At 72.0% G+C, this 23,260-nt stretch carries 18 protein-coding genes; 6 read left to right on the plus strand and 12 right to left on the minus strand.

Going from position 1 to position 23,260, the window contains the following annotated elements:
• Positions 1-324 precede the first annotated feature (324 nt).
• Complete coding sequence (locus tag ACSHXC_RS34435; RefSeq protein ID WP_438295265.1) at positions 325-1,347, plus strand: methyltransferase; 1,023 nt, start codon at positions 325-327, stop codon at positions 1,345-1,347.
• A gap of 25 nt (positions 1,348-1,372) precedes the next feature.
• On the opposite strand, the gene ACSHXC_RS34440 is transcribed toward ACSHXC_RS34435, so the two are convergent.
• From ACSHXC_RS34440 to ACSHXC_RS34455, 4 genes are all read right to left on the minus strand, one after another.
• A complete protein-coding gene (locus tag ACSHXC_RS34440; RefSeq protein ID WP_438295266.1) occupies positions 1,373-1,840 on the minus strand; it encodes a hypothetical protein in 468 nt (155 codons plus the stop codon).
• Positions 1,841-1,920: 80 nt separating this feature from the next.
• Positions 1,921-2,355, minus strand: a complete 435-nt coding sequence (locus ACSHXC_RS34445) for a hypothetical protein (protein ID WP_438295267.1) — start codon at positions 2,353-2,355, stop codon at positions 1,921-1,923.
• A 59-nt stretch (positions 2,356-2,414) separates the two neighbouring features.
• Positions 2,415-3,155 (minus strand): SDR family NAD(P)-dependent oxidoreductase, encoded by a 741-nt coding sequence (locus ACSHXC_RS34450; RefSeq protein ID WP_438295268.1) that lies wholly within the window; start codon positions 3,153-3,155, stop codon positions 2,415-2,417.
• Positions 3,156-3,294: 139 nt separating this feature from the next.
• Positions 3,295-3,804: a MarR family winged helix-turn-helix transcriptional regulator gene (locus tag ACSHXC_RS34455; RefSeq protein ID WP_438295269.1), complete on the minus strand. Its 510-nt coding sequence runs from the start codon at positions 3,802-3,804 to the stop codon at positions 3,295-3,297.
• A 136-nt stretch (positions 3,805-3,940) separates the two neighbouring features.
• On the opposite strand from ACSHXC_RS34455, the gene ACSHXC_RS34460 reads away from it, so the two are divergent.
• On the plus strand, positions 3,941-4,357 hold the full coding sequence (locus ACSHXC_RS34460; RefSeq protein ID WP_189960312.1) for an organic hydroperoxide resistance protein: 417 nt from the start codon (positions 3,941-3,943) through the stop codon (positions 4,355-4,357).
• A 17-nt stretch (positions 4,358-4,374) separates the two neighbouring features.
• Here the strand turns inward: ACSHXC_RS34460 and ACSHXC_RS34465 are convergent, their stop codons facing one another.
• The 5 genes from ACSHXC_RS34465 to ACSHXC_RS34485 all read right to left on the minus strand — a co-directional run bounded on the left by ACSHXC_RS34465 (position 4,375) and on the right by ACSHXC_RS34485 (position 9,563).
• Positions 4,375-5,328, minus strand: a complete 954-nt coding sequence (locus tag ACSHXC_RS34465; protein ID WP_438295270.1) for an NAD-dependent epimerase/dehydratase family protein — start codon at positions 5,326-5,328, stop codon at positions 4,375-4,377.
• A gap of 217 nt (positions 5,329-5,545) precedes the next feature.
• Positions 5,546-6,853, minus strand: a complete 1,308-nt coding sequence (locus ACSHXC_RS34470; protein WP_438295271.1) for an MFS transporter — start codon at positions 6,851-6,853, stop codon at positions 5,546-5,548.
• A 67-nt stretch (positions 6,854-6,920) separates the two neighbouring features.
• A complete protein-coding gene (locus ACSHXC_RS34475) occupies positions 6,921-8,465 on the minus strand; it encodes a carboxylesterase/lipase family protein (RefSeq protein WP_438295272.1) in 1,545 nt (514 codons plus the stop codon).
• Between the two features lie 177 nt (positions 8,466-8,642).
• A complete protein-coding gene (locus ACSHXC_RS34480) occupies positions 8,643-8,846 on the minus strand; it encodes a hypothetical protein (protein WP_438295273.1) in 204 nt (67 codons plus the stop codon).
• 135 nt (positions 8,847-8,981) lie between these two features.
• Complete coding sequence (locus ACSHXC_RS34485) at positions 8,982-9,563, minus strand: TetR/AcrR family transcriptional regulator (protein ID WP_438295274.1); 582 nt, start codon at positions 9,561-9,563, stop codon at positions 8,982-8,984.
• Between the two features lie 126 nt (positions 9,564-9,689).
• Between ACSHXC_RS34485 and ACSHXC_RS34490 the strand changes: the two genes are divergently transcribed.
• Positions 9,690-10,109, plus strand: a complete 420-nt coding sequence (locus ACSHXC_RS34490; protein WP_438295275.1) for a DUF1348 family protein — start codon at positions 9,690-9,692, stop codon at positions 10,107-10,109.
• 8 nt (positions 10,110-10,117) lie between these two features.
• Here the strand turns inward: ACSHXC_RS34490 and ACSHXC_RS34495 are convergent, their stop codons facing one another.
• Entirely contained in the window at positions 10,118-12,685 is a 2,568-nt protein-coding gene (locus ACSHXC_RS34495; RefSeq protein WP_438295276.1) for a Helicase associated domain protein, read from the minus strand.
• 203 nt (positions 12,686-12,888) lie between these two features.
• Here ACSHXC_RS34495 and ACSHXC_RS34500 point away from each other — a divergent pair, with 203 nt between their 5' ends.
• Positions 12,889-14,217, plus strand: a complete 1,329-nt coding sequence (locus ACSHXC_RS34500; RefSeq protein ID WP_438295277.1) for a serine hydrolase domain-containing protein — start codon at positions 12,889-12,891, stop codon at positions 14,215-14,217.
• A gap of 57 nt (positions 14,218-14,274) precedes the next feature.
• Here the strand turns inward: ACSHXC_RS34500 and ACSHXC_RS34505 are convergent, their stop codons facing one another.
• Positions 14,275-15,981 (minus strand): outer membrane protein assembly factor BamB family protein, encoded by a 1,707-nt coding sequence (locus ACSHXC_RS34505; RefSeq protein WP_438295278.1) that lies wholly within the window; start codon positions 15,979-15,981, stop codon positions 14,275-14,277.
• 152 nt (positions 15,982-16,133) lie between these two features.
• Between ACSHXC_RS34505 and ACSHXC_RS34510 the strand changes: the two genes are divergently transcribed.
• Complete coding sequence (locus tag ACSHXC_RS34510; protein ID WP_438295279.1) at positions 16,134-17,036, plus strand: hypothetical protein; 903 nt, start codon at positions 16,134-16,136, stop codon at positions 17,034-17,036.
• Between the two features lie 71 nt (positions 17,037-17,107).
• Here ACSHXC_RS34510 and ACSHXC_RS34515 read toward each other — a convergent pair whose 3' ends face one another.
• The gene (locus ACSHXC_RS34515) at positions 17,108-18,892 is read right to left on the minus strand and encodes a M4 family metallopeptidase (protein WP_438295280.1); all 1,785 of its coding nucleotides are present in this window, start codon (positions 18,890-18,892) and stop codon (positions 17,108-17,110) included.
• 398 nt (positions 18,893-19,290) lie between these two features.
• Here ACSHXC_RS34515 and ACSHXC_RS34520 point away from each other — a divergent pair, with 398 nt between their 5' ends.
• The gene (locus ACSHXC_RS34520; RefSeq protein ID WP_438295281.1) at positions 19,291-23,055 is read left to right on the plus strand and encodes an nSTAND1 domain-containing NTPase; all 3,765 of its coding nucleotides are present in this window, start codon (positions 19,291-19,293) and stop codon (positions 23,053-23,055) included.
• Positions 23,056-23,260: the final 205 nt, after the last annotated feature.

A 23,260-nucleotide genomic window follows, 5' to 3' on the forward strand; every position in this document is an offset into this window, starting at 1 on the left:
GGTGGGAGGCCTTTGTAGCAGGTGAGTGCCCACCGCGGCGGGTCGAGTTCCGGCCGGGAACCCCAGCGGCCGGGGCCGGCCGGCGGGTCGGTCGGGCGTCGCTGTCCACCCGGGTCCCGACGACAGGCACGAGGCCGCGCACGCCGACGCCAAGGCGCTCTACGGCTTCGAACCGTCCCCGTCAGGCATCTTTGGACGGGGCCGACCTGACGTCCCCGTGCCCCGGGCCATCCGCACCGGGGCACGGCGCGGAATTGGGGCGATGGGGGAGGCAAGCCTTTGTGATGATGAAGGCAAACGTCCCCTGACGACAGGAGCGGATCGTTGGCCACCAGCTCGGATCACCAGAGCGGCCCCAGCCCCTCACCGCTGAACCAACTCCTCTTCAGCCACGTCTACTCGGCTGCGGTCCGGGCCGTGGCCGTACACCGCATCGCGGACCACCTGGCCGAAACTCCCCGCACGGCCGACGATCTCGCCGAGCGTGCCGGCCTGCACGCCGATTCCCTGCGGCGCGTCCTGCGTCTGCTGGCGATGCACGGGCTCTTCACCCAGGACGAGAAGGGCACGTTCGGGCTGACCGAGGCGGGCCAGGCGCTGCGTACGGATGTGCCCGGCTCGCAGCACGCGCTGGCTCTGTTGATCACCGACGAGATGTTCCGCCGGGCCGCCGACGGACTTCCGGACACGGTGCGGACCGGCACGACACCCTTCGAGGCCGCCTACAAGGTCCCGTTCTTCACCCACCTGGCAGGCTCGCCCGCCGCTCAGCAGCTCTTCGACACCGGGATGAACGTCATGTCCGGCCGGGGCGACGAGCTCATCGCGGGAAGCTATCCGTTTCCCGGCAGCGGCACCGTGGTCGACGTCGGCGGTGGCCGGGGCGGATTCCTGCGCGCGGTGCTCAGCGGCGAACCCGGCCTGACAGGCGTGCTCTTCGACCAGCCGGACACCGTGGCCGACCACGTGCTCGACACCGAGGAGGTACGGGGACGCTGGAGCGTCGCGGGCGGCGACTTCTTCTCGGAGGTACCGGCCGGCGGCGACGTGTACCTGCTCAAGCGCGTCCTGCACGACTGGAGCGACGAGGACTGCCTGCGCATTCTGGGCTCGATCCGCCGGGTCGCCGCCCCGGGCAAGCGGCTCCTCGTGGTCGACACGGTCCTGCCCGACAACGGGGACCCGCACCCGGGCGTGGAGGTGGACATCGTCATGCTCATGCTGGTGAGCGGAAGGGAGCGTACGGCCAAGGAGTTCGAAGGCCTCTTCTCCCGGGCCGGATTCAAGCTGAACCGCATCCTGCCGACCCCGTCACCGGCGTCGCTCATCGAGGCGGAAGCGGTGTGAGGATGCCCGGCTGACCGCCCGGTCCTCAGAAACCCGACGCCACGTTGCGTACGCAGAGGGCGACGACGCCGATGACCGCGAGGATGATCAGCCAGGACGCGAAGCCGGTGTGCCGACTCCTGCGCGCCGGCTTGCGGGACCGCTTGGCAGCCTCGGCCTTCTTCGGTCTGCCCGGTCTTGGCTGCCCGTTCCGGTGCGCGGGCCCCGCCGCGGTCTCGGCGAGCAGCCTCCGGCAGACGGCGGCGAGTTCACTCGTGCCGACCGTGAGGCTGGCCACCGCCTCCGAGCGCGCCGGGGCGGTGGTGCCCCCGTCGAGGATCCGGCCCGCGCGGATCAGCACCTGGTCCTGGCCGCCGGTGGGGGAGAGGCTGATCCAGCGCTCCACGTGTGCCCCGCGGATGACCACACTGCCCGACCGCTCGCGGTACAAGGTGTGCTCCCGCCACAGCAGTTCCGCCAACTCGCTTGCTGTGTCCCGCAGTTGTGCGCTCACGCTTCCCCCGTCGTCCCTGGACAATCGAACAAGCATGGCACTCTAGCGGCAGCCGGTGCGCCTCGCGAACCGGCCCCGCCTCACCCGGCCGGTTCGACTTCGAGGTAGTGGTGGCGGCGCGGCCCGCGGTACTCCAGCGCCACCCACCCCAGCGGCCGCAGCGCTCCGGCGCAGCGCCGGAGCGACTCGTTCGCCGCGTACTCGGCACCGCTGCCGGGCGGGCCGAGCCACTCGACACGGACGGCGGCGGCTCCTTCGGCGGCGCTGACGCGGTAGCCGGTGGCGTACCGCTTGCCCTCCTCGTCGACGGCGGACGGTTCGATGCCCGCCGCCTCCAGGGCGAGCGCGACCGCCCGCACCGGCTGGAGCCGCTCCCACTGCGCGGGGCCCGAGGCGTTCATGACCCGGCGGATGTGCAGCAGCCCCTCGAACGCGGCGCGCACCGCCGCATCCCGGCCCGCGTCCGGGGACGGTACGGGCCCGTCCCCGGCGGCCGCCTCGAACGGTCCCGCCATCCGCCCACCTCCCTGAACTCCCAGCATGCTGGCCGCCGTCCCCCGGTGTCGAGCCGGGATCACCGCCCGCCGGCGACCCTGAGGACCGTGCCGGAGGTGTACGAGGCGTCGGGGGACAGCAGCCACGCGACGGCGGCGGCGATTTCGGAGGGCTCGCCGGGGCGGCCGAGCGGGATGGCCGACGCCATCCTGGCCGGCCGGTCGGGGTCGCCCATCGTGGCGTGCATGTCGGTGTCGATGAGGCCCGGCGCGACGGCATTGACCCGGATGCGGTCCTGGCCGAGTTCCTTGGACAGGCCGATGGTCAGCGCGTCGGTGGCCGCCTTGGACGCGGCGTAGTGGACGTAGTCGCCCGGGCTGCCCAGCGTGGCCGCCGCGGACGAGATGTTGACGATGGCGCCCCCGCCGTTCGCCGCCATGTCGCGGGCGGCCCGTCGGCAGCAGAGCAGATAACCGAGGACGTTCACGTCGATCACCTGGCGCAGGACCTCGGTGCGGGTGTCGGCCAGGCGGCCGAGCGGGCCGCTCACTCCGGCGTTGTTGACCAGGCCGGTCACCGGACCGAGTTCGGCCGCCGCGATGTCGAACAGCCGCTCCACGTCCGCCTCTTGAGAGGTGTCGACCCGCACGGTGACGCAGCGGGCCCCCGCCGCACGCACCGCCTGGGCGACCTCCTGCGCGGCCGAGGCGTTGCTGACGTACCCGAGCGCCAGGTCGTGCCCGTCCGTCGCGAGGCGGACGCAGGTCGCCGCCCCGATTCCCCGACTGCCGCCTGTGACGATGGTGACCGGACGTGACACGTGCTGCCTCCCGCGCTTGCTGGTGTGTTGTCTGTTTCGACAGCTCATCGGCGCAGGCTATGCCGACCGGTGTGTGGCCCGCACACGACTATTCGCGCACACCATGGGGGTGGGCACATGGCGCACGAGCCCTCGGTACTCAGCCCTCGGCGCAGGCCGCCTCGTCCGTGCCCGTTGCCATCGGGCCCTGTGCGGCGTCGAGGCCCTCGGTGAGGGTGGCGAGGAGCGTGCGCAGCGTGTGGAAGTCCTCCGGAGGGAGGTTGACGGCTCGCGCGATGTGGTGCGGCACGGCCAGCGCGCGTTCCCGCAGCGCCGTGCCCTGTTCCGTGAGGCGGATGGTGACGGAACGCTCGTCCGCCCGGCTGCGGTGGCGCTCCACGAAGCCCGCCGATTCGAGGCGCTTGAGCAGCGGCGACAGCGTCCCCGAGTCGAGCCTCAGCTTCTCGCCGATCATCTTGACCGGCAGCTCCCCGTGCTCCCAGAGCGTCAGCATCACCAGGTACTGCGGATAGGTGATCCCCAGGTCCTTCAGGAGCGTGCGGTAGACGCCGTTGAAGGCGCGTGAGGCCGCGTGCAGCGAGAAGCAGAGCTGGAGGTCGAGCCGCAGATAGTCCTCGTCGTGCGGGCGGGCGGAGGGTGTGGTCACCATAGGGCCAGGCTAACATGCGCGCTATTTAGTTGTGCACAACTTAATTGTGTGCTTCAGTTGGTCCTGGGCAGCCGAGGCTTCCCCGTACGGAGCCGCATCGACTCCGTACGGACGGACACGAGAGGAACCGATCCCCATGGACGCGCTCTACACCGCAGTGGCGACCGCCAACGGCCGCGAAGGCCGCACCGTCAGCTCCGACGGCCAGCTCGACCTGCCGCTCGCCTTCCCGCCGGCCCTCGGGGGCAACGGCCAGGGCACCAACCCGGAGCAGCTCTTCGCCGCCGGTTACGCGGCCTGCTTCGCCAGCGCGATGGGCTCCGTCGCCCGCCAGCTGAAGCTCGACGTCAAGGACGTCTCGGTGACCGCCGAGGTCGGCATCGGCAAGGACCCCGCCGACGGCGGCTTCGGCATCGGCGTCGTCATGCGCGTCGAGCTCCCCGAGCACCTGGAGGGCGAGAGCGGCGCCAAGCTCGTCGAGCTGACCCACGCGGCCTGCCCGTACTCGAAGGCGACCCGCGGCAACATCCCGTTCGAGATCGTCATCGAGTAGTGGCCCGCGCGCCGCGGTCAGGCGCGCTCGGCCAGCAGGCCGCGGTACCACGCGAGGGCGGCGTCGAGGGTGTCGCCCATCGGGATCGGCGCGGTGCGGAACGCGGCCTCGAAGGCGTCCGAGCTCACGATCTGCGGCTCGGTGTGCTGGTAGAACATCTCGGCGTACGCGTCCATGAAGACCTGGTCGAACGGGCCGAAGGGGCGCGGCTCGTCGAGCGTGACGACCTTCAGCGGGCGGCCGACCCGGTCCTCGATCATCCCGAGCACCTCGCGGGTGGTCAGGGCCGAGGCCGTCGGGAGGTGCCAGACCCGGCCGTCGCCGTGCGGGCTCTCGCCGAGCGTGGCGAGCCCGGCGGCCACCGCGCGGATGTCGGTGTAGCTGTGCGGCAGGTCGATGTCGCCGAGCGTCAGCACTTCACCGCCGGTCAGGGCCCCGGGGAAGACGGCGGCGCCGAGCGTCGAGTTGAGCACACCGGGGCCGACGAAGTCGGCGGACCGGCCGAGCACCACCGAAGCGCGCGCCTCGCGGTGTGCGGCCAGGTACTTCTCGTCGAGCTCGGCGCGCATCCGGCCCTTGAGGGCGGTGGCGCGCCAGGGGGTGTCCTCGGTCATGACCTCGCCGTGCGTCTCGCCGTACGGGTAGAGCGTGTCGAGCACCACCAGGCGCGCGCCCTCCGCCTCCACGGCGCCCAGGACGGCCTCCTGGATGCGGGGCATGACCTCGACCTGGAGCTGGTAGGCGACGTTGACGCAGTGGTAGACGACCCCGGCTCCGCGTATGGCCGCGGCGGCCCCCTCGGCCGACGCGACGTCGCCCTTCAGCCGGTCGACTCCCGCTATGTCGGGGCCGGTTCCGGACCGGTCGACGAGGCGGACCGGGTGGCCGCGGTGCGCGAGCTCGGTGGCCACCGCCGTGCCGGCCGGGCCCGAGCCGAGAACTACGTGGAGGTTGCTCTCCGTGTGCGACATGTCGATTCCCCTCATGGCCGGGACGGCGTCAGCTCCCGGCGTTGTTATGTGCAGTGCCGTTAGTTAGAGACTGTAACTCTGGCGTGTTCTTATGGCAATCAGGAGGGGATGTTTGTCATGGGCGCACTGTTTCAGGGCAGCGCTGCAAGGGGCGCGGGGAACTGCGCGACCAGCCCCCGTCGGCCCGCGGAAGAAGAACTCCCCTTGCCGCGGAGCCCTACGTCGCCGGTGCCCCCGGCGACGTAGGGCTGTCGGCCGCCGCCGTGAGCCGCGCGGACAGCGGGGCGGCGATGTCCTCCAGGGACTTGCCCTCCGCGTCGATCGCGAGGAACGCGGCCACCACCCCGGCCGCCGTCATCAGCGCCGCGCCGATGCCGAAGGCGATGACCGCGTCGCCGACCACCCCGCTGGACGTCAGCGCCGAGAACACCAGTGGCCCCGAGATGCCGCCCGCGGCCGTACCGAGCGCGTAGAAGAACGCGATCGCCATCGCCCGGGTCTCCATCGGGAAGATCTCGCTCACCGTGAGGTACGCGGAACTGGCACCCGCTGACGCGAAGAACAGCACCACACACCAACACACCGTCATCGTTGTGGCGTTGAGCCACCCCTGGGCGAAGAACCACGCGGTGACGAAGAGCAGCACGCCCGACAGTACATACGTACCGGCGATCATCCTGCGGCGGCCGACCGTGTCGAAGAGCTTGCCGAGCAGCAGCGGGCCCAGGAAGTTGCCGAAGGCGATCGCGGCGAAGAAGTAGCCGGTGGTCCCGCTGGAGACGTCGAAGAACTTCACCAGGATCGAGCTGAACCCGAACGTGATCGCGTTGTAGAGGAAGGCCTGCCCGATGAACAGGGCGAAGCCGAGCACGGCCCGCTTGGGGTAGGCCTTGAACAGGGTGCGCGCGATCTCGACGAAGCCCACGCTCTCGCGCTGCTCGATGGTGATCGACCGCCCCGGCGGCGGAAGCCGCTCGCCGGTCTGCTCCTCCACCTCGTGCTCCACGTCGTCGAGCAACTGCTCCGCACCCTCCTCGCGGCCATGGATGAACATCCACCGCGGGCTCTCCGGTACGTGGCGCCGCACCAGCAGGATGACGAGACCGAGCACCACACCCAGGGCGAAGGTGAGCCGCCAGCCGACGTTCTTCGGCAGGATGCCGGTGTTCAGCGCGACGACGGACAGCAGCGCCCCGCCCATCGCGCCGAGCCAGTAGCTCCCGTTGATGACGAGGTCCACCCGGCCCCGGTACCTGCTCGGGATCAGCTCGTCGATGGCGGAGTTGATGGCCGCGTACTCGCCGCCGATGCCGAACCCGGTCAGGAAGCGGAACAGGAAGAACCACCACGCCGAGAAGGACAGTGCGGTCATCGCGGTGGCGGCGAGATACACCGCGAGGGTGACCAGGAACAGCTCGTGATGGTCCGCGGACCCGGGCCCCGCACCGCGCTGCTCATGAACTGCCTCCTGCCGCCGCGAGCCGAAGCACCTGCCGGACGCGAGTACCCGGCGCTCACCGGGCATACTCCCCGCAATCGCCCGCACCCAGTCGGACCCGAACAGGTGGCGCGCCCCGCGGCGGCAGCGGCTCTCAGGCGGAGGGCGCCGGATCCGCGTCCGGGGTCAACTCCAGTGCTGCGAAGGTGTGTTGGGCCCACATTCGGCGGGAGATCTCCTGTGGGTACGGCACGGTGTGCGGCTCGGCTGTGAAGACCCGGGTCAGCCGGTCGTCGGTGCGGTAACGGGCCCAGCCCGGGTCGCCGTGCGCCGCGAACGCGGTCCATGCGCTGCCCATCGCGTCCGAGACGGCCACGGCCTCGGCCGGCGGCTCCTCGCCGAGCACCATCGTGGCGATCCCGCCGCGCAGCGTGCCGAACACCAGCGGCACATCGAGCCCGTGACAGGCGCCGAGCACACCGCCCAACGCCGGTGCTCCCCACGCCAGTTCATAGGCGTACGTGGTGCCGCCGCCCACCGTGTGCGCCTCGGCCAGATGGAGGCTCGGCATCCGGAACAGCCAGTCCGACATGACCAGTTCCTGCATGGTGGTCGGGTCGGCATCGGGGTGGCCGGCCCGGTAGGCCGCCACGCCCTCGCGGCCGGGCGCGAACCTCGCCAGGGTGGTGTCGGCCTCCTCCTGGGTGATCTTGCCGTGGCGGCCCGACATCACCGTGAACAGCCGTGCCTCGTCCCGGTTGTGACCCGCGATCAGCTCGATGTCGCGGCTGTGTCCGGCGCGCAGCGCCTCCCAGGGCGAACACGGCAACACCTCGCCGTCGACCACCGGCGAGAACGGGAGGTGGGCGTGGGCGACCAGTCCCCAACGCGCCCCGTACTGCGAGATCTTGCCGAGCACCGCGTCCGCCGCGTCCCGCAGCGCCTTGGGCGACACCGGAGCCAGCGCGTCCAGGGTGGCGGGCAGACCCAGCTCGGCGGCCACACCGGCGCCGATGTCCGCGGCGAGCGCCGGGCTGAACACCGAACCCGGGACGCTCTGCGCCACGGCCCGGTGGAAGAGCCCGGCCGCCCTCGGCATCGCGAGCAGCGCGGCGATCGCGCCCGCCCCCGCCGACTCGCCGAAGACCGTCACCCGGTCCGGGTCGCCGCCGAACCCCGCGATGTTGTCCCGCACCCACTCCAGGGCGGCGACCTGGTCGAGCAGTGCCCGGTTGGGCACCGCGCCCTCGAAGTGGCCGTACCCCTCGGCGCCCACCCGGTGGTTGAACGTCACGACGACCGTGCCCCGGCGGGCCAGCGCCGTCCCGTCGTAAGTGAGCCCGTCGGAGGTGCCGACCAGGTAGGCCCCGCCGTATATCCACACCATGACCGGCAGCCGGGCCGACCCGCTCGGGTCCGGCGACCAGACGTTCACCGTCAGCCAGTCGTCCGAGCCGTCCGGGCTCTCGGGCCCGGAGCCGAACCCGAGGGCGAGGGACTGCGGGGGAGTGGGGCCGAACGAGAGCGCCTCGCGTACGCCGTCCCACGGCAGGGCGGGCACCGGCGGGGCCAGGTGCAGCGGGCCGACGGGCGGCTGGGCGAACGGGATGCCGCGGAAGACGGCCATGCCGTCCGCGATGCGTCCGCGGACGGTTCCGGAGGTCGTGCGGATCTCGGGTGCTCGCGTGGGTGCGGTCATGCGATGTCCCTTCTCGGCAGCGGGACTCCACGATACGGAGCCGAGAAGGGGAGGGGGCGGCGAGAGGGGTGCCGCCCCGGAAACGTTGTGTGGTCCAACTCACCGTAATTCATTGGTGGTTGGTGACATGGAATGTAGGGGTGGCGGGCGGAGTACGGCCCGCCCGCCGTGGTCCGGCTACGGCACCTCGCGCAGGTACAGCGCCCCGCAGGTGTGACAGAAGGGGTGGGCGCGGTCCGTACCCCAGGCGTCGTCGGGCAGTTCTTCGGCGCCCTCGGGCAAGTCGCGTCCGCACATGACCTGTTCCTCGTCGCCGCGGACCATGTGCCATTCCTTGAGGGTGCCGTCGGGGAGTCGTTCGGCAACGATGCGATGGCGCACTGGTGGCTCCTCATCCGTGTCGGGCCGCGCCCGGCCGCCCGGCCGCGGACGCCGGGTACGCCCCGGCCATTCGACACTGTCACCGGTACCACGCCGACGCATGCGGAACACCCGCCGAAGGTGACACGGCGGCTCTCATCGCACGGCGTGTTCCAGGAGCGTCTCGGCCATGGCGCGGGCCCGGCGGGCCGGGTCGGGCCCGGGGGCGAGGGCCGCGACGGCCGTGGCGCCCTCGACGAGGATCATCAGCTGGGTGCCCAGCGCGTCCGGGACCCCCGCGGCGGCCGCCAGCTCGTTCAGGATCCGCTGGAGCTCGGCCTTGTGGCGGCGGGCCACATCATTCACGGCGGCCGGTGTGTCGCCGAGCTCTCCGAGCGCGTTGAGGAAGGCGCAGCCCCGGAACGAGGGCTCGCCGAACCACTCGGCCAGCCAGTCGAAGACCGCGAGCACCTGCTCGCGCGGCTCCCCATGTGCGGCCGCCACATGGCGGCGCAGACCGGCCGTCCAGCGCTGGTCGTGCCGGTCCAGATAGGCGGCGACGAGCGCCTCCTTCGCGGGAAAGACCCGGTACAGCCGCTTCAACGGCACCTGGGACTCGGCGCGGATGCGGTCCATCCCGACCGCCTGCACCCCGTAGGTGTAGAACAGCGCGTCGGCCGCATCGAGCAGCCGCACCCTCGCCTCGTCGTCATCCATCACGCCACCCGTTTCCCTCATGACCCCATTATGACTTGCGTGGAGAACGTCCGTTCTCTATCGTGCGAAACAAGGGTGAGAACGAACGTTCTCGCCCGTCGTCAAGCCTCTTGGCGCTGCTCATTCGCCGAGTCGATCGGAGCTGCTGTGACTGCCGACGTACGCCCGCCCGTGCCCCCGTTCACCGAGGAGAGCGCCCGCGCCAAGGTGCGGGCCGCCGAGGACGCCTGGAACTCCCGGGACCCCGAGCGGGTCGCCCTCGCCTACACCGAGGACTCGGTGTGGCGCAATCGCGACCGGTTCCTGACCGGCCGCGAGGAGATCCGCGGGTTCCTCGCCGACAAGTGGCAGCGCGAGCTGGACTACCGGCTCCGCAAGGAACTGTGGGCGTACACCGGCAACCGCATCTCGGTGCGGTTCGAGTACGAGTGTCGCGACGCGCAGGGCCAGTGGTGGCGCAGCCACGGCAACGAGCAGTGGGAGTTCGACGACGCCGGTCTGATGCGCCGCCGCGAGGCCAGCATCAACGACGTGCCGATCGACGAGGCGGACCGCCGCCTGCGCTGAGCCGGTGGCTACGCCCAGTCGATGCCCAGCTGGGCGAGTGCGCTGCGCTGGGTGTGGCTGAGCCCGGCGCGCCGGCTCTTGGTGTTCGAGTACCAGATGCCGAGCTTCACGACGGTGCCGTCCGGCAGCGTCTCCTCGTGCCCCCGGGGAATGGTGGTGCGGGCTTCGCGCCGGACGTACTGCCCGAGCGCCGCGAGGCCGCGCGTGAAGGCGGCCGACATCTTGGCCGTGCCGGATTGCGCGTCCGGGCGGGGCGGCTTCGCGGGCCTCAGACCCAGCGCGGACAGCCGGTCCCGCTGAGGCTTGGACAGGGCGCGCCAGTACTGGCGCTGCCGCTCGGCCCAGCGACCGAGGTCGTCGCCGTCGAAGGTCACCCCGGGCCGGATGTCGGGGAGGGAGCCGTCGGCGGCGACGAGGTCGCGCAGTACGGCGTACTGCCGCTGCCAGTCCAGCGGCCAGGGGCAGTTCCAGTCGGGGTCGATCGCGGCGAGTTGCGCGGCCCGGCGCCCCGCCCGCTCCGGGTCCTTGCCGAGCCCGCCCGTCCTGCGCAGATTGGCCAGGTGCTGCCCGACCGGCTCGTCCAGCCAGACGGCGTCCTGTCGCGGGGCCAGATGGTTGTGGGCGCGATGGAAGGCGCGGAACGCCGCGAGCTTGCTCTCCCACGCCTCGTCGCCCGGCTCCCACACCATCCCCGCCTCGTCGAGCCGGAGCCTGCGGTGCTCGTCGAGTTCGCCGGTCCGCAGCGCCCGCCGCTGCTGCGCGACCCACCGGCCGAGCGGGAACCGGGTGACACCCAGGGCCACTTCGGTGTCGTACGGGACGGACACCAGCCCGGTGCGGTGCTGCTCGGCGCGCCAGCGGCGCAGCGCGCCAAGACCCTCCAGCCACACCAGGGACTCGGGGCGGTAGACGCGGGTGCGCAGGAACGCGGCGACGGTGGCCGGGTCGCGCGGCGTCGAAAAGTGCAGAAGCGGGTTCTCGGCGTCGTCGAGGGAGTCGACGATGCGGCCCCGGCTGTCCCGGCGCAGGTGCGGATGGCGGCCGCTGTCGGAGGCGCGGGTCAGCGCATGCGAGGCCAGCTGCTCGACGAGCCGTTCGTCGTGGGAGCGCAGCCCCTGCAGGACCGCCACGAGCGGCGCGTAACTCGCCGAGGCGATCATGTCTTCCGGGTCCTCGTCGCGGCCGAGGAAGACGGGCACCAGGATCCGGGCGGTCTTGGTGGTGCCGTCCGGGTTGGGGCGCAGCGCGCGGCCGATGTTCTGGACGATCTCGACCTGGGAGCCCCGGGTGTCGGCGAAGCAGATGGCCTCCACACCGCGTGCGCCGACGATGTCCACGCCCTCGCCGAGCACCCGCACACTCGCGAGGAACGCGCGGTGCACGCGGCGTCCCTGGGCATCGGTGCCGTCCGCGAACTGCCGCAGCACATCCCGCCGTTCCGACACCAGATGGTCCCCGCACAGCCACTCGGCCCACACCCGGTCCGCCGGGACATGGCGGTCCGGTTCGAGCTCGTACGGCTCGGCCTGCGACGGCGGAAGCTTCGCGGCCCGGCGCCGCGCCCTCGTGCCGACCTCGCTCGTGTACAGCTCGGCGGCTGTCTCCGGAAGCCGGGCGGCGAAGGCCTTGGCCTCCTCGACCCGGTGGTGGAACGTCATCACGGTGTGCAGGTCGTGCGCCGCCGCGTGTTCCAGGAGCGCGGTCTGCAGCAGGGCCAGGCGCCGCCCCCGCCGCTCCTCTTCGGAAGCCCGGGCGCGCGGCGGCGCCGGGTCGCGGATCTCCAGTACGTCGATCTCGAAGCCGGCCAGGATGCCGCGCTCGACGGCCTCGGCCAGCCCGAGCTGCACGATCTGCCGCCCATAGGTGGCCGAGTCCGCCGTCATGCCGGCGATCTCCAGCTCCCGGCCGTCCCTTCCGTGCGGAGGCCGGGGCGCCGCGAGGACGCGCGGGGTGGCCGTCAGATACAGCCTCTGGCCGGCCGGGATGCGGGCCTGGTCGTGGACGGCCGCCCAGGGGCGCCCGGTGTCGCCTGCCGTGCGGTGGGCCTCGTCGACCACGGCGAGGTCGAACGGGTCGAGCCGCTGTCCGAACATCAACTCTCCGCCCGCCAGGGCCAGTTCGAGCGGTCCCGGCACCTTCTCCACGCCGGGCAGGGCCCCTTCCCCGGGGTTGTCCCGCTCCACCAGGGAGGCGTACGTGGCGAGTACGACGGCGGGACCCCGGCCGGCCCACAGGGCCAGCTGGATGGGATGGGTGGTGCAGCGCACCCCCAGCCCGTCCAGGACCTCGTCCGTCTCCAGGGAGCACACCGCGACCATGGGGGAGCGGTGGCCCACGGCACGCCAGGCCCGCGCGGTCTGCACCAGCAGGTCGAGGGTGGGTACGAGCACCAGGATCCGGCCGTGCGGGAACATCTCCAGCGCGGCCGACGCGGCGGTGTAGGTCTTGCCGCTGCCCGTGGCCGACACGACGGTAGCCCGGGCTCCGCTCCTGGGCACGTCGGTGCGCGCCGGGAACCCGAACTCGGCGAGGATCCGCGCCTTCGCGTCCACCTGGTGCTCACGGAGCCTGATCACGCACGCCCACCGTTCCTCATCGCTGCCTGCGGCCGCTTGGACCGCCCGGAGAAGGAAAACACTAAGCCCCGCGCCGGTGGCCGAGAGTGGCTCGTCCGTTCGGTGCAGTGCGCGCGATCAAGATCGTTCCCCCGGATGATTTGCCCGGACCGGGCCCCTTGCGACAGTTGATGCCCAGTTCGCCCACCCGAAGGGGAGACACCATGTCCTTAACCCGCCCGGACCGGCGTCGTCGCGCACGCGTCGCCGGAACCACCGCCGCACTCGCGGCGGCTCTCCTCGCGACGGTCGTGCCGGCCCAGGCCGCGCCCGCCCCCACCGCCCCCGGCGCGGTGGCCCCCGCTTCGACCGGCCTGGACCGCAAGGCGCTCGGCAAGGCGCTGGACGCGGTGCACGCGGCGGGCATGTACGGCGCGAACACGGAGGTCAGAGACGGGAGTCAGGAGTGGCAGGGCGCCACCGGGCTCGCCGACGTCGCCGCGGGCCGCCCCATGCGGCCCCAGCTCCAGCACCGCGTGGGCAGCGTCACCAAGGCGTTCACCTCGGTCGCCGTCCTCCAGCAGGTCGCCAAGGGCCGCATCGACCTCGACGCCCCGATCGGCCGCTACCTCCCCGACACCGTCCCCGGCGAGCGCGGCCGGGCCATCACGGTCCGGATGCTGCTCAACCACACCAGCGGCATCGGCGACTACATTCCGGGCGCCTTCCCCTCGCTCGTGCAGGGGTCGACCAAGAGCCTGGACGACAACCGCTTCCGCCACTTCCGGCCCGAAGAACTGGCCCGCCTCGGCGTCGAGGCCGAGCCCACCGGCAAGCCCGGCGAGAAGTGGTCGTACTCCAACACCAACTACATCATCGCCGGGATGCTGATCCAGAAGGTCACGGGCGAGGACGCCGAGGCCTACATCACCCGCAACGTCATCCAGAAGGCGGGGCTGCGCAACACCTACTTCCCGCGCTCCCCCTACATATCCGGACCACACCCCAAGATGTACGAGTCGTTCTACGGTCTGATCGACCCGCCGCGCGACTACAGCGTGTACGACATGTCGTGGGGCGGGACCGCGGGGGCCCTCGTCTCGACGACGGGCGACCTCGACGACTTCTACCGCCAACTGCTGCGCGGCCGGCTCCTGCCCGCCGCACAGCTCCACGAGATGCAGACCACGGTGCCGGTGCTCGGCGAGGACGGCAAGGTCGCGATGAACTACGGCCTCGGCGTGGCCGCCGTCGACCTCCCGTGCGGCCGGTTCTGGGGGCACGACGGGGCAGTGTTCGGGGCCGGGACGTCCGTCCTGTCCAGCCCGGACGGCAAGCGCCAGATGGCCACCGCCTACAACCTGATGAAGTATCAGAAAGTGGGCAAGGACGGAAAGCTGGAGCCGAGCCCGATCGACGCGGCGTTCAACGGCTTCTACCTCCAGGCGCTGTGCGGCAAGGACGCGGGGGACCGGACGGGCAAGCCCGCCGCCCCGGCCGTGCCGCTCCCGCGCACCCAGGATCTCGCCCCGGCGATGGCTCCGCGCCCCTGACCGACTGCCCGACCCGCCTCTGCGGTCCCTGCTTCGGACCGCAGGGGCCAGTGGGCGCTAGCCGAACGACAGGGCCGCGTTCACCAGGGCGTTCGGCTTCGGGTTCTCCACCCGGTTGTTGAGCATGAACAGCCGTCCGCCCGCCCACCCGAGGAGTGGTGAGAAGAAGCTGCGCTGGGCCTCGGCGGCGGCTTGCGGGCTCTGCAGGAACACCTGCGGGGCGCCGCCCGTCGGGGCCAACGTCGCGACCGCCGCGCCCAGTTGGGGCCCGGCGTCCAGGTAGACCACCACCTTGCCGTTCTCGACGGCGAGCGGGCGCACCTTGCGGGCCCGGGGCGGATTCGCGCGCCACTTCTCCTTGCCGGTGTTCAGGTCGACGGCGACGACCTGGTTGCCGTCGGCGTCCTTGATCAGATCCGTGTCCTTGCCGTCGGCGGCGACGTACAGCGTCTGCGCGTCCGCCACCGCGCCGTAGCAGTCCTGGAGCCGGTCGGAGCTCTGGCCGTACCCGATGCACCTGCTGGGCATCTGGAACTTCGGCTCGGTCTGGGAGCGGGGCCTGCCGTCCGGGGTGAAGGCGAGGATCTTCCAGGTCTTGCCCCCGCGGAGGAGCGCGGTGACGACCAGCGGGTCCACCGAGAGGACCTGGCCGATGCGCCAGCTCTTGTCGTACTGGTAGCTCCACTTGGGCTTGCCCGTCGCCGGGTCGAGCTCCTGGAGCAGATCGCCCGGCTGGTCCTTGAAGTCGTTCGGGTTGAAGCAGTACCCGGCGCTGATCAGCCGGCCGCCGCCGGCGAACCCCTGGGGGCTGCAACCGCCCTGACCCTTCAGGTCGTAGAGCTTGTGCCCGTCGGTGACGGAGAAGCCGGTCGCGCCGCCCGGCCAGGCGACTGCGACGGTGTCGCCGGAGATCGCCACGTTCAGGGTGAGCGTGGAGCTGGTTGGCGTGTCCTCGGCCCTGACCGCCTTCCAGCCCGCCTTGCCCGTGGCCAGGTCGATCTGCTGGAGGATCTTGCAGTGGGCGCCCTTGGCGTTGCTCTCCAGGAGGCCGACGACCAGCTTGTTCTGGGCGGACGGCGCGTGCGGCACCCCGCACAACGGGGTGTCGAAGGTGACCTTCCACCGCTCCTTCCCGTCGGCCACCCCGTAGCCGGTGACCTCCTTGTACATCGCCTTGACCATCACATCGCCGACCCGCCACGGGCCGTACTGCCAGGCGCCGTCCTTGACCAACGGGGTCTTGTTCTCGTTGAGCCAGACGTGCGCCTCGCCCGCCTTGATGCCCGCGTTGGGGTCGTAGTCGCCCCCGCCGTCCCCCGTGCCCTTGCCGTCGCCCTGGTCGACGGAGGGCGAACCGGAGGGGGTGGGGGACGGACCGGACTCGGCGACGGGCTTCCCGCCGTCACCGCCGGTGGTCGCGAAGTACACCCCGCCACCGATCACCAGGAGGCCCGCCACCACTGCGGCCACGATCGACCCCCGCCTACCCCTGAACGGGTTGCGGCCGGGCGAAGGCGGAACCATCGGCTGCTGCGGCGGCCCGAAGGCGCCCAACTGCGGCTGTACGTACGGATTTCCCGGCACGGGACCCTGCCCCGGAAGCGGCGGGTTCCCCTGTCCGTAGCCGGGCCGGACCGGTGGCGGCTGCCGCTGCTCCGAGGCGGGTGGCAGCAGGCCGGCTCCCGGCCACTGGAAGTCGTCCGGCCGGTGCGGGTCCATGTGCCCATCGGGGTCCGGCAGTTCTCCGGAATTACGAGCAGTCATACATTCAGTGTGACGGGTGGGGCGAATTCTGTGGAGTGTGGCAGGTGTGTTCGCCGCCTGGCCGGATTCGAACCGGCCGTGTTCCCAAGTGCCGTCGTCGTCCCCAATGCTCTGCCGGGGAAGCGGCGACGGAGCGAGAGGGGACGGGCACCATGACCGAGACTCAGCGGACCGGCTCGGCAGCGGGCGGCGGGGTGGGAGTGGCGGACACTGCCGCCGCGGAGGGAATGGTCCAGTTCGACGACCTCTACGATCAGCCCGATCCCCGGGCCTACTTCAGGGTGCTCGGCCCGCTCGAATACCGCACGCCGGGCCACGCACAGGACATCTTCCGGCGGCTGCGGTCCGCCCTCGACGCGGCCACCCCGGCCGGCGGACCGCCGCTGACCGTGCTCGACCTGTGCTGTTCGTACGGCATCAACGCGGCTCTGCTCAACCACGACGTGACGCTGGACGAGCTGTGCGAGCGCTACACCTCGCACGAGGCCGCCTCGATGAACACGGCCCAACTCGCCGAGTGGGACCTGGAGTTCTTCGAAGCGCGGAGCCGCAGCGACCGGGTCCGTGTCGTCGGGCTCGACATCGCCCCGCGCGCCGTCGCCTACGGGCGTGCCGTCGGGCTGCTCGCGGACGGGTTCGCCGAGAACCTGGAGGACGCCCCGCCCAGCCGGGCCCTGCGCCGCGCGGTGCGGGAGGCCCGGCTGATCACGGTGACGGGCGGCACCAGCTTCCTGTCGCAGCGCACCTTCCGGCCACTGCTCTTGGCGGCGCGCGGACCGGTGTGGGTCGCCTCGTTCGTGCTGCGCACCACCTCGTACGCGGAGATCGCCGGATGCCTCGCGGCCTTCGGCCTCGCCACCGAGCGGGCCGCGCCCACCTTCCCCCAGCGCCGCTTCACCGACGAACGCGAACGGCGCTATGCCGTCGACGCGGTGACCGCGGCCGGCCACGAACCCAAGGGCAGGGAGTCCGACGGCTACTTCCACACGGCCCTGCACCTGTCGCGTCCCACCAGCGACGTGGTGATGACACCGCTCGACACCCTGGTGCCGTAGAAGGCGCACCGGACAGGGGCGGACATACCGCTGCCGCCCCGCACTGCGCGGGGCGGCAGCGACGTGCTCGGTCAGTTGCCGGACGGGGCGTTCGCCGCGGTGACGTTGACGGCGGCCCAGGCCTTGTCCACCGTCTTGTACTCGGTGCTGCTCGCGCCGTAGAGGTCGGCGGCCGCGCTCAGCGTGGCGGTGCGGGCGTCGTGGAAGTCGGTCGTGGAGACCATGTAGCGGGTGAGCGCCCGGTAGAAGATCTGCGTCGCCTTGTCCCGGCCGATGCCGGCCACCGTCGAGCCGTCGTAGGTCGGCGAGTCGTAGGCGACGCCGTTGATGGTCTTCTTGCCGCTGCCCTCGGCCAGCAGGTAGTAGGCGTGCGAGGAGACGCCCGAGCCCGCGTGGACCTCGGTGTCGTACGACGCCGTCGACCAGTAGTCGACCGTGCCTTCGAGCTTGTCGAGGGACGGCTTGTCCAGGCGGCGCAGGAACTTCTGCTGCAGGCCGAGCTTCTCGCCCATCAGGTAGTTGGGCGGGTTGTTCGGGTTGTTGGTGGCGAACTCGACGTTGCTGCCGAAGATGTCGGCGAGCGACTCGTTCAGCGAGCCGGGCTCGCCGAACTGGTTGTCGTTGGCGTCGACACGGGTCGGCTGGAGGTTCGCCGTCGCGTCCACGACACCGTGGGTGAGCTCGTGGCCGGTGACGTCGAGGACGACGAGGGGCTGCGCGAAGGTCTGCCCGTCACCGTCGCCGTACAGCATGCAGCCGCAGTCGGAGGACCAGAAGGCGTTGCCGACCTTGCTGCCGAAGTGGACCAGGGCGTGCGCGCCGGCCCCGTCGTTCTTGATCCCGTCGCGGCCGAACGTCTTCTTGTAGAAGTCGAGGGTGCTGGTGATGCCGTACTGCGCGTCGACGGCGGCCGTGGAGCGGTCGCTCGCCCTGCCCGTGCCCCAGCGGTTGGTGGTGCTGGTGAACGCCTTGCCGCTGGTGAACTGCTCCAGCTCCTTGTTGCCGGCGTCGCGGGTCTCGGTCTGGCCGCGGCTCGGGTCCTTGAGCGTGAAGGCGCTCTTGGCGGTTTGCGTGGTGGTCAGCGACACGCTGCCGACGAACAGGGACGAGCCGGTGCCGGTCGCCTGTGCGGGGAAACCGGTCGCGGCGGACGAGGCGAGCGGGGCCGGGGAGGCCGTGCCGAGCGCGGGGCTGAGCTTCTGGCCGCTCTTGCGGAGCTTGGCCTGGACGCTGGGCGACAGGAACGAATCGCTGGCCGGGGTGTTGCTGAGGACCGTGCCGGTGGCCGCGTCGACGACGACGGTGCGGCTGCCGGACTCGGTGGTGGAGCTGTCCTTCACCTGGATCTGGTAGGCGAGCGCCGAGCGGCCGGCGCGGGCGTCGACCACGAGCTGGGCGGCGCCGGCGGTGCCCTTCGCGGTGGCGGCGGCCTTCGCCTGGGCCTGCCCCGCCGTCACCTTGGCGCTGGTGGTGGCAACGTCGACCTGGTGGCGCAGCGCCCGGGTCACACCGGTGTAGCCGGATCTCGCGTCGAGGTGGATGACGAGGTCGCCGCCGAGGACCGGGAGTCCGCGGTGCGAGCGTATGAAGCGGACGTGCTGCTTGCCGTCCGCGTCGACCAGGACGTCGGTGGCCTGAAGTGTGTCGTCCTTGCCGACCCCGGTGGCCGAGGAGTGGGCGACGGCTGCGGTGCGGGCCGCGTCGATCACCGGCTGGAAACCGGCGCTCGCGGCGGGGGCGGTGACCCCCTGGGTGGTCGGGGCGGCGAAGGCCGTGGCCCCGCCGCCCGCCGTGATGGTGACGGCCGTGGTGACGGCCAGGGCTATCGCCAGGCTGCGTATGTGGGGTGTACGCACGGTGGGGGTCCTTAGAGGTGCGGGGGCGGTCGGCTCAACAACCACCCGTACGCACGGTGCTGTTGTGCACCGCGGGGACCGTGTGGTCCCGGCCGAAACCCTGCTATGCCTGGCATGAACATGTAAAGAGGGATGATCGAGTTCTGTGCTCCCGGAACCCAGATTTAACAATTGCCCCGGAGTTCGATGGCCGGAAGGTGTCCAACTCCCCCCCTCACCGGCCCAGATGCATGATCGCGCCGAGGGGTTGCCCGGCCCGCGCAAGGTTTGGGTGATGGTCCAGGTACGGAGTTCGCGTTGCCCAACGAACCCGGCTCGTACGTCTGTTGCCGACCGCAAACCGACGAAGTTCGTCCTTTTCAGGCGTACGCCCCGTCCGCCACGGAAAGGTAGGTCCCGTGCCAACGGACGACGAAACGGCCGACGGATTCGCGGCGGAGCTGCGGCGCCTGCGAGGCCTGCGCAAGGTGTCCCTCACCGGACTCGCCCGCTCGATCCACTACAGCAAGGGATATCTCAGCAAGATCGAGAACGGCAGCAAGCCGCCCACCCTCGACGTCGCCCGCCGCTGCGACGATGCGCTCGGCGCACAGGGCGAACTCGTGCGCCTGCTGCCCAAACCGGCGGCCGTCCCCGCGCCGCGCACCGCGCACGGCGGCCCCGCCGAGACGGCCCTGTGTCCCTACCGGGGGCTCGCCGCCTACGGGCCGCAGGACGCCGAATGGTTCTACGGCCGCGAGAGTGCGACCGCCGAACTGACCGGGCGGCTCGCCGAGCGGATGGGCCGCGGACCGCTCGCCGTGGTCGCCCCCTCGGGCGCCGGGAAGTCCTCGCTCCTCCAGGCCGGACTGCTGCCCGCGCTGCGCCGCGGCGCCCTGCCCGTGCCCGGCTCCGACGACTGGCCGGTCGTGGTGTGCACCCCAACGGCCCATCCCCTCAAGGAACTTCTGCGCTGCGCGGCCGAGGTGCTCGGGGCGGCGGGCGCGGAGATCACCCCCGAGGCCCTCGCCGAGCGGCCGCGCACCCTGCTCGACGCCTCCGCCGCGCACGGCCGGGGCCCCGGCCTGGTCCTGGTGGTCGACCAGTTCGAGGAGACCTTCACGCTCTGCGAGAACGACCGCGAGCGCCGCGACTTCGTCGCCGTCCTGCATGCCCTGGCCACCGCCCGCGACCTCGACAGCGCCACAGCCCGCGCCGCCGTCGTGGTCGGCCTGCGCGCCGACTTCTGCGGCCGCTGCCTGGACCACCCCCACCTCGTGGAGGTCTTCACACACGGCCTCTTCGCGCTCGGCCCGATGTCCGCCACCCAACTGCGCCAGGCCATCACAGGACCCGCCGAACGCGCCGGGCTCACCCTCGAACCCGGCCTGGTGGAACTGTTGTTGAGGGATCTGGGCACCGACTCGGCGGCCTCCGCCGGCTCGCTCCCGCTGCTCGCGCACGCGCTGCTCGTCACCTGGCAGCAGCGCACCAGCCGCACCCTGACCGTGGCCGGCTACGAGACGACCGGCGGCATCCACGGCGCGGTCGCCCGCACCGCCGAGTCGGTGTACGCCCGGCTCGACCCGGCCGAACAACTGACGGCCCGCCAGCTCCTCGTCCGCCTCGTACACGTGGCGGACGACAGCGCAGGGACCCGAAAGCCGGTCGAACGCGACCTCCTGATACGGCAGTTGACCGACCCCGAGTCCGGCGCCCGCGCCCTCGACGCGTTCGTGCGCGCCCGGCTCGTCACCGCGGGCAGCGAGGCGGTGGAGATCACCCACGAGGCGCTCCTGCACGCCTGGCCGCGGCTGCGCGGCTGGATCGACGCCGACCGGGCGGGCCTGGTGATGCGCCAGGAGGTCTCCGACGCCGCGACCCAGTGGGTGCGAGCCGGCCGCGACCCGAGCCTGCTCTACCGGGGCACCCGCCTCGCCGCGGTGCGCGACCGGGCACAGCAGGCCTCCGGCCGGACCCAACTGGGGCCGGTGGAAAGGGAGTTCATCGACGCCTGCGAAGCCGAGGAAGGGCGCGGAGAGCGCACGGCCCGACGCCAGACCCGGATCCGCCGCGCCCTGCTCGTCACCCTCGCCGGGCTCCTCGCGGTCGCGGTGACGGCCGGAGCCCTCGCCTTCCAGCAGCGTCAACGGGCCCTGGACCAGAGCCGCACCGCCCAGTCCCAGGCATTGGCCGTGCGGTCCGGGGCGCTCGCCGCCGGGCAGCCGGAGGCCTCCATGCTGCTCGCCGCCGACGCCTACCGCACCGACCGCACCCCGCAGGCACGCGGAGCCCTGCTCAGCACCCAGGCGACGTACTTCGACGGGCGGCTGCGCGGCCACTCGGGTCCGGTCAACTCGGTCGCGTTCAGCCCCGACGGCGCGACCCTCGCGACGGCCAGCTCGGACGCGAGCGTGCGGCTCTGGGACACCGCGAGCCGCCGGGTGACCGCCACCCTGACCGGCCACACCGGAGCGGTCACCTCGGTCGCCTACTCCGCCGACGGCACACGCCTGGCGACCGCGGGCGCGGACGGCACCGTCCGGCTCTGGGACACGGCCACCCATCGTATGACCGCGACGCTGCCGGGACACCAAGGGGCCGTCCGCTCCGTGGCGTTCAGCCCCGACGGCCACACCCTGGTGTCGGGCGGATCCGACCGCACCGTACGCCTGTGGAACGTGCCCGACGGCACCGCACGCGCCGTCCTCACCGGGCACTCCGACTGGGTGATGGCCGTGGCCTTCGCCCCCGACGGGCACACCGTGGCCTCGGCGTCCGCCGATCGCACCGTACGGCTATGGGATGTGACGGACGGTCAGCCGCCGGCGGTCCTCACCGGCCACAGCGACCAGGTGCTGGGCGTGGCGTTCAGCCCCGACGGCCACACCCTGGCATCCGGCGGCGCCGACCGCACCGTACGGCTGTGGAACCTGCCCGACAAAACCCTGCGCAGCGTCCTGACCGGGCACAGCGACGACGTCAACGCCGTCGCCTTCACAAGGACCGGCGACACCGTCATCAGCGCCGGCGGCGACGGCACCGTCAAACTGTGGGACGCCGTGAACCACCGGGTGGTCGCCACCCTGTCCGGCCACACCGACTACGTTCTCGCGGTCGCCGCCGGGCCCGACGACCGCCTCGCCACCGCCGGGTTCGACCAGTCCGTGGTGCTGTGGGACCCGGGCCGCTCCGCGCTCACCGCACGGCCGTTCACCGAGGCGTGGCAGTCGGCGTTCTCGCCCGACGGCAGCCTCCTGGCCTCGGCGGAGGCGGACCGCACCGTCCGCATCTGGGACGTCGCCCACCACCGGCTGCGCGCCACCCTGACCGGTCACGACGGCTCGGTGTTCGCCGTGGCCTTCTCGCCCGACGGCCGCCTGGTCGCCTCCGCGGGCGCCGACCGCACGGTCCGACTCTGGGACGCGGCGACCGGACGCCCCGAGGCGACGCTCACCGGTCACGACGGCTCGGTGTTCGCGCTCGCGTTCTCGCCCGACGGCCGCCTGCTCGCCTCGGCGAGCGCCGACCGCACCGCCACGCTCTGGGACGTCGCGACCCGCAAGCCGTACGCCACGCTGCACGGCCACGAGGACTTCGTCAACGCCGTCGCGTTCAGCCCGGACGGCCGCACCCTGGCCACCGGCAGCGACGACCTCACCGTCCGGCTGTGGGACGTGAACGACCCTGGCCACGGGCCGCGTTCCGTCCTTCGTGGCCACACCGGCTCGGTGCGCTCGGTCGCGTTCTCACCCGACGGCCGCACCCTGGCCAGCGGTGCCAACGACGGGACCGTGCGCCTGTGGGATGCCGCCCACGGCACGGCGGCCGACACCCTCGCCGGGCACAGCGGGTCGGTGCGCGCGGTCGCGTTCAGCCCCGACGGCAGGACCCTCGCGAGCAGCGGCAGCGACCAGACCGTACGCCTGTGGAACCCCGACCGCGCCGAACAGATCGCCACCCTCAGCGGACACACCGGCGCCGTCTGGGGCGTCACCTTCGACCCCGGCCTGCCCGGCACGCTGGCGAGCAGCAGCAACGACGGAACCGTGCGCCTGTGGAACACCGACGTTCCCCGCCAACAGGCCAAGGTGTGCCGCCTGTTGGGCGACACGGGACCCGAACGCTGGGCCCACCTGCTGCCCGACCTGCCCTATCGACCCCTCTGCCCGTCGGCCGACTGACCCGCGGAACCAGGGTGTTTCCCAGGTGTTTCCCGTTTCCCGTCGGCACGGGAGACGGCCACCACCTCGACAGCACCCCTTCGCACGGCACAGTCTCGAACCACCGCGGCAGATGATCCGGCTCCGCACAGGAGCATCTGCCGCGTGCCAGGCACCGGCCCGGCGCACGCACCACACGTACGGCACGTACGACGAAACGGGGAAA

The organism is Streptomyces sp. HUAS TT7 (assembly GCF_051550175.1).
Taxonomy (GTDB): domain Bacteria; phylum Actinomycetota; class Actinomycetes; order Streptomycetales; family Streptomycetaceae; genus Streptomyces.

Bases quoted from the DNA above. Each gene is read 5' to 3' on its own strand.
- ACSHXC_RS34505 (WP_438295278.1), bottom strand. From the start codon at position 15,981: ATGACTGCTCGTAATTCCGGAGAACTGCCGGACCCCGATGGGCACATG.
- ACSHXC_RS34485 (WP_438295274.1), bottom strand. From the start codon at position 9,563: ATGAGGGAAACGGGTGGCGTGATGGATGACGACGAGGCGAGGGTGCGG.
- ACSHXC_RS34445 (WP_438295267.1), bottom strand. From the start codon at position 2,355: ATGGCGGGACCGTTCGAGGCGGCCGCCGGGGACGGGCCCGTACCGTCC.
- ACSHXC_RS34455 (WP_438295269.1), bottom strand. From the start codon at position 3,804: ATGGTGACCACACCCTCCGCCCGCCCGCACGACGAGGACTATCTGCGG.
- ACSHXC_RS34475 (WP_438295272.1), bottom strand. From the start codon at position 8,465: ATGACCGCACCCACGCGAGCACCCGAGATCCGCACGACCTCCGGAACC.
- ACSHXC_RS34460 (WP_189960312.1), top strand. From the start codon at position 3,941: ATGGACGCGCTCTACACCGCAGTGGCGACCGCCAACGGCCGCGAAGGC.
- ACSHXC_RS34510 (WP_438295279.1), top strand. From the start codon at position 16,134: ATGACCGAGACTCAGCGGACCGGCTCGGCAGCGGGCGGCGGGGTGGGA.
- ACSHXC_RS34465 (WP_438295270.1), bottom strand. From the start codon at position 5,328: ATGTCGCACACGGAGAGCAACCTCCACGTAGTTCTCGGCTCGGGCCCG.
- ACSHXC_RS34500 (WP_438295277.1), top strand. From the start codon at position 12,889: ATGTCCTTAACCCGCCCGGACCGGCGTCGTCGCGCACGCGTCGCCGGA.
- ACSHXC_RS34470 (WP_438295271.1), bottom strand. From the start codon at position 6,853: ATGCCCGGTGAGCGCCGGGTACTCGCGTCCGGCAGGTGCTTCGGCTCG.